Origin of the sequence: Aquihabitans sp. G128 (genome assembly GCF_019048865.1) — a bacterium.
Lineage (GTDB): Bacteria > Actinomycetota > Acidimicrobiia > Acidimicrobiales > Iamiaceae > Aquihabitans.
Genome location: NZ_CP077604.1, coordinates 3,190,407 through 3,203,933 on the forward strand (window position 1 = coordinate 3,190,407; position 13,527 = coordinate 3,203,933).

At 71.9% G+C, this 13,527-nt stretch carries 13 protein-coding genes and 1 tRNA gene; 8 read left to right on the plus strand and 6 right to left on the minus strand.

From position 1 onward, the window contains the following. Window positions 1-44 precede the first annotated feature (44 nt). From KSP35_RS15255 to KSP35_RS15275, 5 genes are all read right to left on the minus strand, one after another. Window positions 45-1,574 carry a penicillin-binding protein 2 gene (locus tag KSP35_RS15255; protein ID WP_216996679.1) on the minus strand — a complete coding sequence of 510 codons (1,530 nt, stop codon included), beginning with the start codon at window positions 1,572-1,574 and terminating at the stop codon, window positions 45-47. Next, window positions 1,574-2,926: an FtsW/RodA/SpoVE family cell cycle protein gene (locus KSP35_RS15260; protein ID WP_216996680.1), complete on the minus strand. Its 1,353-nt coding sequence runs from the start codon at window positions 2,924-2,926 to the stop codon at window positions 1,574-1,576. Before KSP35_RS15260 ends, KSP35_RS15255 begins: the two co-directional genes overlap by 1 nt. Next, window positions 2,923-4,290, minus strand: coding sequence for a Stp1/IreP family PP2C-type Ser/Thr phosphatase (locus tag KSP35_RS25080; protein ID WP_216996681.1), 1,368 nt, complete (start codon window positions 4,288-4,290; stop codon window positions 2,923-2,925). Before KSP35_RS25080 ends, KSP35_RS15260 begins: the two co-directional genes overlap by 4 nt. Further along, window positions 4,287-4,742: an FHA domain-containing protein gene (locus KSP35_RS15270; protein WP_216996682.1), complete on the minus strand. Its 456-nt coding sequence runs from the start codon at window positions 4,740-4,742 to the stop codon at window positions 4,287-4,289. Before KSP35_RS15270 ends, KSP35_RS25080 begins: the two co-directional genes overlap by 4 nt. An 86-nt stretch (window positions 4,743-4,828) precedes the next feature. Beyond that, window positions 4,829-5,488, minus strand: coding sequence for a DUF3662 and FHA domain-containing protein (locus tag KSP35_RS15275; RefSeq protein ID WP_216996683.1), 660 nt, complete (start codon window positions 5,486-5,488; stop codon window positions 4,829-4,831). A gap of 61 nt (window positions 5,489-5,549) precedes the next feature. On the opposite strand from KSP35_RS15275, the gene KSP35_RS15280 reads away from it, so the two are divergent. The 8 genes from KSP35_RS15280 (at window position 5,550) to KSP35_RS15315 (ending at window position 12,000) form a co-directional block, all read left to right on the plus strand. Further along, window positions 5,550-5,637, plus strand: a tRNA-Leu gene (locus KSP35_RS15280). Between the two features lie 86 nt (window positions 5,638-5,723). Further along, window positions 5,724-6,557: a hypothetical protein gene (locus KSP35_RS15285; protein WP_216996684.1), complete on the plus strand. Its 834-nt coding sequence runs from the start codon at window positions 5,724-5,726 to the stop codon at window positions 6,555-6,557. A 386-nt stretch (window positions 6,558-6,943) separates the two neighbouring features. After that, window positions 6,944-7,099, plus strand: coding sequence for a hypothetical protein (locus KSP35_RS15290; protein ID WP_216996685.1), 156 nt, complete (start codon window positions 6,944-6,946; stop codon window positions 7,097-7,099). 113 nt (window positions 7,100-7,212) lie between these two features. Further along, window positions 7,213-7,944: a hypothetical protein gene (locus KSP35_RS15295; protein ID WP_216996686.1), complete on the plus strand. Its 732-nt coding sequence runs from the start codon at window positions 7,213-7,215 to the stop codon at window positions 7,942-7,944. A gap of 230 nt (window positions 7,945-8,174) precedes the next feature. Next, the gene (locus tag KSP35_RS15300; protein WP_216996687.1) at window positions 8,175-9,143 is read left to right on the plus strand and encodes a TIGR03557 family F420-dependent LLM class oxidoreductase; all 969 of its coding nucleotides are present in this window, start codon (window positions 8,175-8,177) and stop codon (window positions 9,141-9,143) included. Window positions 9,144-9,152: 9 nt separating this feature from the next. Beyond that, window positions 9,153-10,274: a DUF72 domain-containing protein gene (locus KSP35_RS15305; RefSeq protein ID WP_216996688.1), complete on the plus strand. Its 1,122-nt coding sequence runs from the start codon at window positions 9,153-9,155 to the stop codon at window positions 10,272-10,274. A gap of 354 nt (window positions 10,275-10,628) precedes the next feature. Then, on the plus strand, window positions 10,629-11,435 hold the full coding sequence (locus KSP35_RS15310; protein WP_216996689.1) for a sensor domain-containing diguanylate cyclase: 807 nt from the start codon (window positions 10,629-10,631) through the stop codon (window positions 11,433-11,435). A gap of 142 nt (window positions 11,436-11,577) precedes the next feature. Further along, window positions 11,578-12,000 carry a ferritin-like domain-containing protein gene (locus KSP35_RS15315; protein WP_216996690.1) on the plus strand — a complete coding sequence of 141 codons (423 nt, stop codon included), beginning with the start codon at window positions 11,578-11,580 and terminating at the stop codon, window positions 11,998-12,000. A gap of 64 nt (window positions 12,001-12,064) precedes the next feature. Here KSP35_RS15315 and KSP35_RS26005 read toward each other — a convergent pair whose 3' ends face one another. Next, window positions 12,065-12,421: a DUF1622 domain-containing protein gene (locus KSP35_RS26005; RefSeq protein ID WP_371748982.1), complete on the minus strand. Its 357-nt coding sequence runs from the start codon at window positions 12,419-12,421 to the stop codon at window positions 12,065-12,067. Between the last annotated feature and the right edge of the window lie 1,106 nt (window positions 12,422-13,527).

The following is a 13,527-nucleotide window of genomic DNA, read 5'->3' on the forward strand; positions in this document are numbered from 1 at the left end:
GGGCGACACGGCGGTGATCGGGGCGGGGGCGGGGGTGCGGGCCATCAGTTGCCGCCCGCCGGGACGGTGGTGGTGCTGGCGGTCGTGGTGGTGGTGGCCGCCGGCGGGGCGGGCAGCGGCTTCATGGCCGCCTCGATCACGGCGCGGGCGATGGGCGCCGCCACCCGGCCACCGGTCTGCTCGCTGTTGCCGGGCTGGCCGTCGACCAGGACCGCGACCGCCACGGTGGGCTTCTGGCCGGCGGGCCCGGCCCAGGCGATGACCCAGGCGTGGGACTGCAGCGGCGAGCTGGGGCCGAACTGGGCGGTGCCGGTCTTGGCCCCGACGTCGAGGCCGTCGATCTGGAGCCGGGTCGCGGTGCCGGTGGCGACCACCTGGCGCATGGCCTGGCGCATGATGTCCGCGGTCTGCGGGCTGACGGCCCGCTTCCACTGGGTGGGGTCGTCCTTGCTGATGAGCTCGTTGTCGCCGTCGCGGATCTCGTCGACCACGTGGGGCTCGAGGACCACGCCGTCGTTGGCGATGCCGGCAGCCACCAGCGCCATCTGCAGCGGAGAAGCGGCCACCTGTCCCTGGCCGATGCCCGCCTGGGCCAGGACCGGCTGGTTCTGCTTCCAGTCGACGACCGGGAACGTCGACCTGGCGGCGGCCAGGTCGAACGGCGGCGTCTGGTTGAAGCCGAAGGCCTCGGCGCCCTTGACCATCGTGGGCCCGCCGAGGTCGAGGCCCATCTGGCCGAAGGAGCTGTTGCACGAGACGGCCAGGATCTGGAAGAGGGTGCCGCCGCAGGACTCGCCGTCGAAGTTGCTCAGGTTGCGGCTGGTCTGCGGGACGTCGAGCGAGGTGAGCACGGGGTAGCTCGGCTCGTTGACGGTGACCTTGCCGGACTCGACGCCGGTGGCGCCGGTGACGACCTTGAAGGTGGACCCGGGGGCGTAGATCTCGCGGTAGGCCTTGGCCAGCAGCGGCTTGCCCGGCGCCGCCTCGTAGAACGCCTTGGCCTGCGAGGCCTGGTCGTAGTCGTGGACCGAGAGCTTGTTGGGGTCGAAGCTGGGCCAGCTCCAGAGGGCGAGCACCCCGCCGGTCTGCGGGTCGAGCACCACCACCGAGCCCTTCTGGTCGCCCAGGGCGGCCTTGGCGGCGGCCTGCACGTCGGAGCGCACGGTGAGCTTGATGTTGCCGGTGTTGTCCTTGGACGTGAAGAGGTCGCCGATGGAGCGCACCTGCTGCTTGGCGGTGCGGCCGGAGAGCTCGTCGTTGAAGGCGCCCTCGATGCCGGTGGCGCCGAAGGAGTAGTTGAAGTAGCCGCTGATGGCCGCGTAGAGCTCGCCCTCGGGGAACTCCCGCTGGAACTTCTGGCGGTCGTTGCTGGGCACCGAGCGCGACACGATCACCCCGTCGGCCGTGCTCACCGTGCCGCGCGGGCGGCTGAAGGCCACGTCGACCGGGCGGCTGTTGCCGGGCTTGGTGTTGAGGTCCTCGGCGCGGAAGACCTGGATGTAGTTCAGCTGCACGAAGAGCACGCAGAACAGGCCCATGAGGAACACGCCGAGCCGGCGGATGGAGCGGTCCATCAGGCCGCCGCCCCGGCGGTGGCCTTGGTGCTCCGCTTGGCGGTGGTCTCCGCGGAGATGCGCAGCAGCAGCGCGAGCAGGACGTAGTTGGCCACCGTGGCCGAGCCGCCGTAGGAGATGAACGGCAGGACGACGCCGGTGAGCGGCAGCACGCGGATGACGCCGGCGATGATGACGAAGCTCTGCAGGCCCATGAGGGCGGTGAGGCCGGCGGCGAGCAGCTTGTCGAAGGCGTGCTCGGCCTGGGTGGCCACCCGCAGGCCCGAGCCCACGAAGATCAGGTACGCCATGAGCAGGCCGGTGGCACCGAGCAGGCCCAGCTCCTCGCCGATGGCGGCGAAGATGAAGTCGTTCTCCACCACCGGGATGCGGTCGGGCCGGCCGAGGCCGATGCCGGTGCCGGCCACGCCGCCCCACGCCAGGGCGTACCAGGCCTGCACCACCTGGTTGCCGCGACCGAGCGGGTCGGCCCACGGGTTGAGCCAGTTGGTGACCCGGTCCTGCACGTGGCCGAACTGGGTCCACGCGCCGTAGGCCGCCACGCCGAACAGGGCGGTGCCGCCCACGGGGTAGCCCACCCGCCCGGTGGCCACCCAGAGCATGGCCATGAACAGGCCGAAGAGCAGCAGCGACGATCCGAGGTCGGTCTCGGCGGTCATGACCAGCACCGCCACGCCCCAGGCCAGCAGGACCGGGCCGAGGTGCTTGAGGTCCGGGAGCACCGGCCGGAACTTGGGCCAGGTGGCCATGCTCAGCAGCTCGCGCTTCTCCACCAGGTACGAGGCGAAGAACAGGGCGAGGGCGATCTTGGCGAACTCGCCGGGCTGGAAGCTGATGGGCCCGAGGTGGGCCCAGATGCGGGCGCCGTTGATGGACAGGCCGAGGCCGGGCACCAGCGGCAGCACCAGGAGGCCGAGGCCGCCGAGCAGGAACGTGTAGCGGTAGCGCTCGAGGTCCCGGGTCCGCCGGACCACGGCCAGGGTGACCACGAAGGCGATGATGCCGACGCCGGTCCACGTGGCCTGGTTGGGGGCCAGCGACGGCTTGAGCCGGGCGATGAAGACGTAGCCGATGCCGTTGAGCAGCGCGGCGACGGGCAGGAGGATGCCGTCGGCCATGGGCGCCAAGCGGCGGACCGCCAGGTGCGCGGTGAGGAAGAGCACGGCGATGACGGCCAGGAACGGCCCGATGTTGGCCGGGACCGAGGCCGTCTTGCCCAGGCCCGCCAAGGTGTAGAGCGCCCCGGTGATGGCCACGGCCATCACGATCAGCCCGAGCTCTGCCCGGCGCCGGGACTGGCCCAGCACCGACGGGCCCGCGGAGGGGCGGCGCACCGCGCCGACGGCGGTCACGGCCCGGCGGTGGTGGTGGAGGTCGTGGTGGGGGCGGTGGTGGTGGAGCCGCCCGGTGGTGCGGTGGTGGTGGTGACCACGGTGGTGGTCGTGGTGGTCTCCTGCTGGGAGGCGACGTCGGCCAGGCTCAGCAGGTACCGGTCGGCGTCGGCCTTGGAGCCGAACTCCTTGCCCTTCTCGATGCCGGGTCGCAGGGCCGGCTCGACGTCGTCCCGAGTGAGCTTGGTGGTGCGCAGCAGCGTCGGGTCGAACACCAGGACGCCGCCGGGCTTGCCCCGGTACAGCGCCACCTGGTCGCCCTTGAACGTGACGTAGTAGCTGTGCTCCGACGAGTACCAGACAGCCCCGAAGCCGGCGGCGAGCAGGGCGAGCACCAGCACCACGAAGGCCACCACCCGCCAGGTGAAGCGGCGGGACCGGGCGGAGTCGAGGTTGGCGAAGAGGTCGTCGGACTCCGAGCCGAAGTCGTCGTGGGCCTCCGGCAGCGAGCTGCGGCGGTCGGCGAAGGCGGGCGGGGCATCGGCGGCGGAGACCGGCTCGGCCGGGCTCGTGGCAGCGGCCGCGGCCGGAGCGACCGGGGTGGCCAGGATCTGGGTGGGGTCGTCGACCAGCGCCGCCGACGCCGCAGCGGCCCGGCCCCCGTCGTCGACCACGTCGACCACCACGACGGTGATGTTGTCGCGCCCGCCGCCCTCGTTGGCCAGCCGCACCAGCTCGTCGGCGGCCTCGGTGGGGTCGACCAGGCGGCGCAGGACCGAGGCCATCTGGTCCTCGCTGACCTCGTTGAACAGGCCGTCGCTGCACAGCAGGAACCGGTCGCCGGTGAACGGCAGCACGGTGGCGCCGTCGACCTCGACGTCGAGGTCGATGCCCAGGGCGCGGGTGAGGATGTTGCGCTGCGGGTGCACCGCGGCCTCGGCCGGGGTGAGCTGGCCGTCGCGCACCAGGTCCTCGACCAGCGAGTGGTCGGCGCTGAGCTGGATCAGCCGGTCGTCGCGCAGGAGGTAGACGCGGGAGTCGCCCACGTTGACCCAGGCGACCTCCTGGCCCTCCGGCCCGTCGACCACCTGGACCGCCACCAGGGTGGTGCCCATCCCGTGCAGGTCGCGGTCGCTGCCGGCCTTCTCGAAGATGGTGCGGTTGGCGAGGCGGACCGCCGCCTTGAGCGACTCGAGCGTCGGCTCGGTGGCGTGCTCCTCGGTGATCTGCACGGCCATGGCCGACGCGACCTCGCCGCCCTGGTGGCCGCCCATGCCGTCGGCGACGCCGAAGAGCGACGTGCTCGTGACCACGAGCTGCGAGTCCTGGTTGTTGGACCGGACCTGGCCGACGTCGGTGGCGCTACCGGCGCGAAGGGTTGTCACACGAGCTCCATCACGGTGTTGCCGACCTGCAATCGGTCGCCACGGCGCATGACCTGGGGGCCCTGCACCTTCTTGCGGTTGAGGAAGGTGCCGTTGGTGGACCCGAGGTCCTCCACGAACAGCTGGCCGTCACGGGAGAAGACCCGGGCGTGCAGCTGCGAGGCGTAGGTGTCGTCGATGGTGACCTGGCAGCCGGCGGCCCGGCCCACCGTCAGCTCGTCGGCCAGTGGGTAGCGGCGGCCCTTGAGCGCCGGCGGCTCGACGATGGCGAGCTGCACCGCCGCAGCCTTCTTGTCGACCCGACGGGCCTCCTTCTGGGCGCGGCGCGGGGACGACTCGATCACCTTGGGGCCCCGGATCTCGGTCCACACCGCCCGCAGCACCCGCAGGAAGAACAGGTACAGGAGGCCAAGCAGACAGAGCTTGAGGATCGTGAGCAGCTGCTCGTCCATGTCGGAGGGACTCTACCGGCCGGGCTCGGACCCCTTCGGCCGCGGCCCGCTGCACCGCGGTCCACCGGCCGCGCCACGGCGAGCGATCAGGAGGCCTCGAACGTGACGATGGTGTTGCCGAAGGCGATCTCGTCGCCCTCCACCAGGTCGTGCGAGCTGACCCGCACGCCGTTCACCCGCGTGCCGTTGGTGGAGCCCAGGTCGACCAGGATCCAGCCGTTGCCCCGAGGCCGGACCTCGGCGTGGTTGCGGCTCACGTTGGGATCGGCCAGCTGCACCGTGCTCTCGGGCTTGCGGCCGAAGGTGACCACCTGCTCGCCCAGGCCCAGCCGCTCGCCGGTGGGCAGCAGGAGCGAGCCCGCCCCCACGCCGCCGGTGCCCTCGCGCATGCGCCCGGTGATCTGGAAGGCACCGGTGTGCTGGCGCTCGGACACCTCGAGGTGCACCGAGACCGGGCCCATGAAGACGTAGCCCTCGTCCCGCGCGTGCTCGCGAGCGGCCTCGGCCAGCTCGCGCTCCAGGCCGCCCGAGACCTCGGCGAAGCGCTCGTGGTCGGCCTCGCTGAGCTCGATGACGTACTGGTTGGGAACGACGGTGCGCCCACGCACGTCGACCGAGCGGTTGTCGTCCATCTCCCGCACCAGGCGGCGCCCCAGCTCGACCGGCCGGAGCCCGGAACGGAAGACCCGGGCGAAGGTGCCCTCGACCATCCGCTCGAGCCGCCGTTCGAAACCCTTCAGTGCCACGGCGGGGAGGTTACCGGTGGGAGCTGGCAGGGCGGGTGCGCTACATTCATCCAGCCCACTCGCGCGAGTGGCGGAATTGGCAGACGCGCTGGATTCAGGTTCCAGTGTCCTAACGGACGTGGGGGTTCAAGTCCCCCCCTCGCGCACCAGCGTTACGGCTCGGCCCGCTCCCCGGAGCGGGCCTTCGTCGTTCTCGGACCCGTCACGGTCGTGCCCCGATCGGCTTCTCGCCTACATGGCGAAGCGCAGGGTCACCCGTCGAGATGTCCTGCGACTGGGTCTTGGGGCGGCAGCGCTTCCCGCCGCCGCCCGCCTGCAGGGATGCAGCTCCCACGCACTGACGTGGCGGTACGGATCGGGCGAGGACCTGGTCGTCGGCCGGGGTGGCTGGTGCTGGTTCCAATCGCCGCGGGCAGCCATCGCCGCCGACGGGCGGCTCTACGTCGGGTCGTCGGTCGGGACCTCCCCCGCTACCTCGTCCGGCGCCGCCCAGGTCAGCGAGATCGACCTCGACCACCTGCGGGTCGCATCGCATCGAACGTTGGGTCGGGCCAGCGTCGACGACCACACCGCTCCGAGCGTGCTGGCGGTTGACGACGGGGTCCAAGTCGGTTGGACGCCGCACAACGGCACCGACTGGGTGGAGCTCGGTACGTATCGGGGCCCGCTGCACCGGGTCGTGGACCCCGACTCGCTCGTCGACCCGGGCGTGGGGACCAGCTATGTGTCGGCCCACGTCGTGGCCGGGCGACGGTGGGTGCTCTACCGGGGCAAGGACCTGTTCATGGAGCTCATGTCGTCGAGCGACGGCAGATCCTGGGTCCAGCACGGCGTAACGATCCAGAAGGCCCCGTCGAGCCTGGACCATCGGCCCTACCTGCTAGCTGCTTCCGACGGGCAACGGCTCCATCTGGTGGTGTCCGACGGGAACCCGTCGGACTTCCCCGGATGCAGCGTCTCCTACGCCACGATCGACCCCGATCTCAACGTGTGCGACGACGCCGGGCGTCCGGTGGGTCAGGTCGGGACCGCCCCGCCGAACCCGACGCAGCTGACCCGCCTGCGATAGGGGAGCAACCGTGGGTCGCCGGCAACGTCGACGTACAACTGGATGACCGATGTCCGCCACCTCGACTCGAGGCCCACTGCGATCCTCGCGGAACGACGTCCGTGGCCGACCGGTTCGACGCGCGTCGGTTCGTTCCAGCACCGCTACCTCTGGGCCCGCAAGCGTCCCAACGACACATGGACCATCGAGCACCTGGCCTGGGCCGGTAGCGAGCTGTACTCCGGCCAGCCCGACTACACCGGCCTCGCATCGCTCGACCCGAGCGATCCGCGTTTGGTCATCGCCTCGACGAACGTCCACCCCCAGTCCGGGGCCCCGCTTCGCTCGGAGGCCGACGGAGCGGTGCACTGGGAGCTGTGGGAGGGCTACCGGACCGGCGAGGACCGGTGGAGCTGGAACGCCGTCACCGCCAACAGCAGCGCGACAACCTCCGGCCGGTGCTGGCGGCGGGGGCCGGGCGTCGCGCCCTGGTGTGGATGCGCGGCCGCTACCCGACCTACCAGTTCTTCGACACGGAGGTCATCGTGAGGCGGCTGGCCTGACTCGTTCCCGGGTTCGCAGCGCACGCGCGGGCAGCCCGCTGGCCAAGTGCGCCGATGGCGCGATCTCGGCGGGCGGGTCGGACCCGGACCGAAGCCCCTGACGGCAGCAGCTGGTGCCCGGGAACCACCCGTCGCGCCGCTTCGTCACATCACACTTCACGAAGCACAAGGGAGAGGTCGATGGTGAAGAGGTGCGACATGAAGGCGATGCTCGTCGGCATTGGGGTGGCAACGGCAATGACGCTCGCCGCGTGCGGGGCGGGCGACGGGGGGCGAGCCCGACCCTTCGAAGCGCACCGTCGAGCGTCGAGGTCGGCTCGTACCGTGCGCTCGGCCTGCATGGCGGCGATGAGGTGGCGTCGCCCAAGACGTTTGCCGAGACGTTCCTTGCGTCGGACTTCGTTGCGGTCGGGTCGTTCGAGCACTTCGAGGTCGGTCGGATGGTCCAGGGCGACGCGGCGGAGGACCAGGTCCACTACCTGAACGGCGTGTTCAAGATCGACGACGTCCTGCGAGGTGACCTCGGCGACGAGGTCACGGTCGAGTTCCTGACCGGCGCGACCGGCAAGCGGGCGCTCGCCGATGCGGTCGAGGACCTCACCGACGATGTGGTCGGTGCCCGCAGCGTCGTGTTCCTGCACGCCAAGGGCGGCATCGGCGAGGAGGGCAAGGTCCGTCTGACCAGCTCCTACGGGCTCGTCACGGCAACCGACCGAGCCAAGGTCGACGTTCCGCTGGGCGAGGTCCCAGCGCCACCGTTCCCCCGAACCGAGGTCGAGGAACCGGCGACCGCATGGGCGACCATGGACCAGTTCGTCGAAGCGATGGCTGCGCTGCGCACCTGAGGTCCACGCCGGGCGGGCGGGGACCCTCGGGGACGACGGTTGCACGCATCCGTCGCGCTGTTCGTGCTCAGGCCGTGCCATGGTCGCACGCCGGTCGACGACTGATCGGCTCCTCCTCGAACGCTCGAGATGCGGCAGCTGCGGTGGGGCCGGCAGGGCTCCGCGGGCTGCGCTCATCAGATGACCTGGCGTGGGTAGCCACCAGCGGCGACCGAACCCCTGGAGGACCCATGACCCGCTTCGGGCTGAAGCTGATGAGCGAGCTGCGCGGACCGCGCGAGCTGGTGGCGCACGCGGTGGCCGCCGAGGAGGCCGGCTTCGGCTTCGTGGCCATCTCGGACCACATCCACCCGTGGCTGTCGGACCACGACCACAGCCCGTTCGCCTGGAGCGTCCTGGGTGCGGTGGCCCACGCCACGAGCGAGCTCGACCTGGCGACCGGGCTGACCTGCCCCATCGGCCGCTACCACCCGGTGATCGTCGCCCAGGCGGCGGCGACGGTGGCGGCCATGACGGATCGCCGCCTCATCCTCGGCGTCGGTGCCGGCGAGCGCCTGAACGAGCACGTGACCGGCGAGCCGTTCCCGGCCGTAGACGTGCGCCACGAGCGCCTCGAGGAGGCCATCGCCATCCTCCAGGCGCTCTGGACGGGCGAGTGGACCACCATCCGCGGCCGGCACCTGACCGTCGAGGACGCCCGCATCTTCGATCTGCCGACGCAGCCGATCGAGCTCGTCGTCGGCGTGAGCGGGCCGGCGTCGCTCGACCTCGCCCAGCGCACCGGCGTCGACGGCATCATGGCCACCGAGCCCGAGGCTTCACTGGTCGACGGGTGGGCCGATCGCGGCGGCGATCGCGCCGCCACCTGGACCGAGGTGCCGTTCGCCTGGGCGCCCACGGCCGAGGAGGGCCAGCGCCTCGCCCTCGAGCGCTTCCGGTTCGGCGCTCCCGGCTGGAAGGTCATGTCGGAGCTGCCAAACCCGGTGAACTTCGACGCGGCGTGCGAGACGGTACGGGCCGAGGACCTGGCCGACAGCGTGCCGAGCGGGCCCGATCCAGAGCCCTACGTCCGGGTGCTCCGCTCGTACCTCGACGCCGGCTTCGAGAACGTCTCGATCGTGCCGGTGGGCGACGACCTCGCCGGCACCATCCGGTTCTGGCAGGACGAGGTCCAGCCGGCCCTGGCGCACGCTGGCTGAGGCGGGCCCGTGACCGTCGGGGCGGCGAGGGTCGGCTGCTCGGGTTGGGTGTACCGGGACTGGCGGGGAGCCGTCTACCCCGCCGACCTGCCGCAGCGGCGGTGGCTCGAGGCCTACGCCCAGGCGTTCGACACCGTCGAGATCAACAACACCTTCTACCGGCTGCCCGACCCGTCGACCGTGCGGAGCTGGCACGACCAGGCTCCGCCAGGATTCCGCTACGCGTTGAAGGTCGGCCAGTTCGGCTCGCACCGCAAGAAGCTCAAGGACCCCGAGACGTGGCTGCCCACCCACGTCGACCGGGTCGCCGAGCTCGGCGCCTTCCAAGGGCCCAACCTCCTCCAGCTCCCACCCAACTGGCATCGGGACACCGGTCGCCTCGCCGCCTTCCTCGACGCTGCGCCCCGCTCGGCGCGCTGGGCGGTGGAGCTCCGCGACCCGTCGTGGCTCCACGACGACACCTACCGCGTGCTCGCCGACCACGGCGCCGCCCTCTGCATCCACGACCTGCTCGAGGGGGTGCCGTGGGAGCGCACGGCCGACTGGACCTACGTGCGGTTCCACGGCCCCGACGCCGGCGCGCACCCGTACCTCGGCCGCTACACCGGCCGCCGCCTCCACCGCCCGGCCGCCTGCCTCCAGGCCTGGCTCGACGACGGCAGCGACGTCTACGCCTACTTCAACAACGACCACGGGGCCAACGCCTGGCACGACGCTCGCTGGCTCGCCGACCGCCTGCACGGACCGGCCGGCTCGGCATCGCCGAGCACGGGGCCGGCGCCGACGTCATCCGCGCATCGACCGGCGCGACGGTCCGGCGCGTCGGCACCCCCGCACCCGAAGGCCGACCCCTGGCCGGACGACCGGACGCCGTCGCCCTTCGAGCGGGCCGTCATCGACGCCATCGCTGCACTGGCCCCCGGCGACCTGGCCACGTTCGGCGAGATCGCCGAAGAGGTCGGGCGACCGGGCGCCGCCCAGGCCGTCGGGAACGTGGTCCGCCACGCAGGCTCGCTCCCCTGGTGGCGCATCGTCCCCTCCGACGGGCGGATCTACTGCACGCACGAGTCCGTCCAGGTCCCGCTCCTCGAGGCCGAGGGCCACCAGATCCGGGACCGGCGGATCCTCTGACCGGTCAGCGCGCCCGATCGCTCGACCGTGCGGGCGACGTTGGCTGCCGGGCAAGCCGCTCTGGCTCGCGGTTCGCGAGGCGGTAGGCGCCGATGCCCGGGTCGCTCTGGGCTCGGCTGGCATCGGCCCCGTTTCGATGTCGCATCGAAGGCCGGCATGCCGTTCGCCGTCACCCGGGCGGTCCATGACCGAACACGGGCCCCAACCGGATGAATGTCCGGTCGGCACCTCGCAGTTGGACCGCGCCTGCCGATGGCGCAGGGCATCGATCACGGCGGCCAGGAGACCTCTTTGACCCCGCCGACCCAGCCACCCGCAACCCGTGCGATCGCCTTGGCTGCGGAGCAGGGGCTGGTGGACCTGCTCCCCATCGGTGTGGCCGTGCTCGCTCCCGGCGGCCAGCTGCAGTACGTGAACCCGGCCGCGCGGGCTCTGCTCGGGTGCGCCACGGGCCTGCCCCACCTGTCGGAGCTGCTCCCCCTCGCGGCGCAGGCGACGACCTTCGAGGCGTTGGCCAGTGCCGCCGAGACCGCCGTCAGCACGCAGCTGGTGGTCGAGCTCCTCGAGGGCGAACGCCGGGAGCTGCAGTTCAGCGTGCACCCCGGAGCCGACCGCGACCCTCTCATCATCGTCACGATCCAGGACGTCACCCTCCGCCACGAGTCCGAGCTCGAGCTCGAGCACCGCGCCAGCCACGACGGCCTGACTGGCCTGCGGAACCGGGCCTGGCTCCTCGACCACCTCCACGCCCGTCTCGCGGCGGCAGAGCAGCTCGTGATCGCCTTCGTCGACCTCGATCGCTTCAAGGCGGTCAACGACGACTTCGGCCACGACGTCGGTGACGGCCTCCTGCGCCACGTTGCCGACGCGGTCGAGAGCTGTCTCCACCCGGGCGAGGTGGCCTCTCGCGTGGGTGGCGACGAGTTCGTCGTCGTCTCGCGCGATCTGGACGACGACCAACTCGCGGACTTCGACCAGCGACTGCGCCTCGCCGTCGCCACCCTGGCGTCGGCGAGGGAACACCGGGTGGGCGTCAGCATCGGCACCGTTCGATCGGTCGAGGGCGACGAGCCCTGGTCGTTGATGCGTCGAGCCGACGAGGCGATGTACCGCCACAAGCGGGATCTGGAGCGCCGACGCCGACTGCGGCGCGGCACCTGACCTCGCACCTCGATCTGGCGACCGGACGGAGGAACGTCCGTGGCGGTCACCGTCCCACCTCGGCCCGGCGTCCCGGCGACCCAAAGGGGTGGTATGCGGTCGAGCGAGCTCACCGCACGGGCGTGCCCCTTAGCGTGGGCCGATGGAGATCACCCGTGACCAGTTCGTCGAGAACCTCAACCACGACCTGAGCCTGGAGTTCACGTCGATCGTGCAGTTCGTCCAGCACATCGCCACGGTCACGGGCCCGGAGTACACCAGCACCGTGGAGGAGCTGACCGTCCACGTCGGCCAGGAGCTCGAGCACGCCAAGGTGCTGGCCGAGCAGATCGCCTTCCTCGGCGGCATCCCGACGACGACGGTCGAACCGGTGGCCCCGGCAGCAGACTCCCGAGCCGCCTTGGCGCTGGACCTCGGTCTCGAGACCGAGCAGCTGGAGCGCTACCGGGAGCGGGTCCAGCAGGCGGCTGACCTGTCGCTCCCGGACGTCGCCGAGGCGCTGCGACCCCTCCTGACCGAGACCCAGGAGCACGTCCGGGACCTGCAGGCGGCACTGGGCCAGTAGCGCCGACGCCCGATCTCGAGCTCCGCCTCGAGATCGGGTGCAGCTCGTCTGGCGACCGATGTGCTCAGGTCGCGGACGTCGGCGCCTTCTGCCACGGCCATCGACCGGTGATCTCGAGCTCGAGGGTCACGGACAGGAAGGTCCGGATGACGACGATGACCGCGAGGACCCCGACGCTCCGGAAGGTCGGGGTGACGGCGACCGTGCGGATGATGTCGCCCACGATCAACAGCTCGAGGCCCAAGAGGATCGAACGGCCCACGCCGTGTCGGACCCGCCGGTAGGCCTCCTCGGCGGGTGCGCCACGCAGGGCACGAACGGCCTCGCGACCGAGCACGAAGGCTGCACCGGCCACCATCAGCACCACGCCGACGACGTCGACCGCCTCACCGATGTCCTCGATGAGGTGCTTCGTCGTCATCGGGCTCCGGTCGGCGACAGCGGCCCCGGCGGCTCCTCGACGACTCGCACCAGGGGACCCAACTGCATGTGAAGCCTCCACCTCGTGCGCCGAACCCTCGGGACGTACCCGCGCACCCGCCGGAGGTGAACGACCTGCCCGAGGGGGCCGACGCGAGCGGGCCGGTGGGCACTCGGCGAAGGCAGGCGACCGCGCCGGTACGCTCGGTCCGTGCTGACCGGGCGTGAGGTCGAGGTCCACGACCTGGCAGGGAGGCTGGCTGCCGGGGCCGCCACGGTGGTGGCCGGGCCGGCGGGCATCGGCAAGACCACGCTCTGTCGCGACGTGCTCGACGCCGCGGGCTCCTACGCCGAGGCGTCGGCGCTGGCGACGCTGCGGTGGTCGCCGTTGCTGCCCTTCCGGCGGCTGCTCGGCGCGAACGTCCGCGACGACCCCGACGGGGTCGTGGGCCAGGTGCTGCGCCTCCGCCTCGGCGGGTTGCTGGTCGACGACGGGCAGTGGGTCGACGAGCTCTCGTTGCAGACCGTCGAGCGCCTGGTCGGGCGCCTGCCGCTGCTGGTGTCGGTGCGCACGGGAGATCCCGATGCGGAGGCGGTCACCACCCGCCTCCGTGCCGCCGGCCTGGACCTCCTCGAGCTCGGACCGCTGGACGGGCCCGCCTCCGAGGCGGTGCTCGAGCACGCCCGGCCGGGGCTGCAGGGCGACCAACGAGGAGCGATCCTCGAACAGGCCGGAGGAAACCCCCTGCTGCTCACCCACCTGGCGCTCGACGACGGAGGGTCCCCCACGCTGGCCCGTGCGCTCCAGGCGCGCCTCGCCGACGAGCCGGACGAGGTGCGCGAGGCCATGGCCCGACTGAGCGTGCTCGGTCGTCCGGCACCGGCCGAGCTCCTCGGGCCGGGGGCCGCCGGCCTGGTGCGGGCGGGCGTGGCGGCTCGGCGCGCCGACGGCCTCCTGGCCATCGGCCATGCGCTGCTGGGCGAGCTGGTGGTCGAGGACCTGGGCGAGCAGGCCCGAGCCATCGAAGGGGCGCTGGCCGGCGAGGTGGACGGCGCCGAAGGAGCGTTCCTGCTCGCCCGGGCAGGCGACCGGGCGGCGGCCCGTCG

Coding starts and splice junctions, on each gene's coding strand:
- KSP35_RS15255 (WP_216996679.1), bottom strand. CDS start 1,574: ATGGACCGCTCCATCCGCCGGCTCGGCGTGTTCCTCATGGGCCTGTTC.
- KSP35_RS15270 (WP_216996682.1), bottom strand. CDS start 4,742: ATGGACGAGCAGCTGCTCACGATCCTCAAGCTCTGTCTGCTTGGCCTC.
- KSP35_RS15285 (WP_216996684.1), top strand. CDS start 5,724: ATGGCGAAGCGCAGGGTCACCCGTCGAGATGTCCTGCGACTGGGTCTT.
- KSP35_RS15300 (WP_216996687.1), top strand. CDS start 8,175: ATGACCCGCTTCGGGCTGAAGCTGATGAGCGAGCTGCGCGGACCGCGC.
- KSP35_RS15315 (WP_216996690.1), top strand. CDS start 11,578: ATGGAGATCACCCGTGACCAGTTCGTCGAGAACCTCAACCACGACCTG.
- KSP35_RS26005 (WP_371748982.1), bottom strand. CDS start 12,421: ATGACGACGAAGCACCTCATCGAGGACATCGGTGAGGCGGTCGACGTC.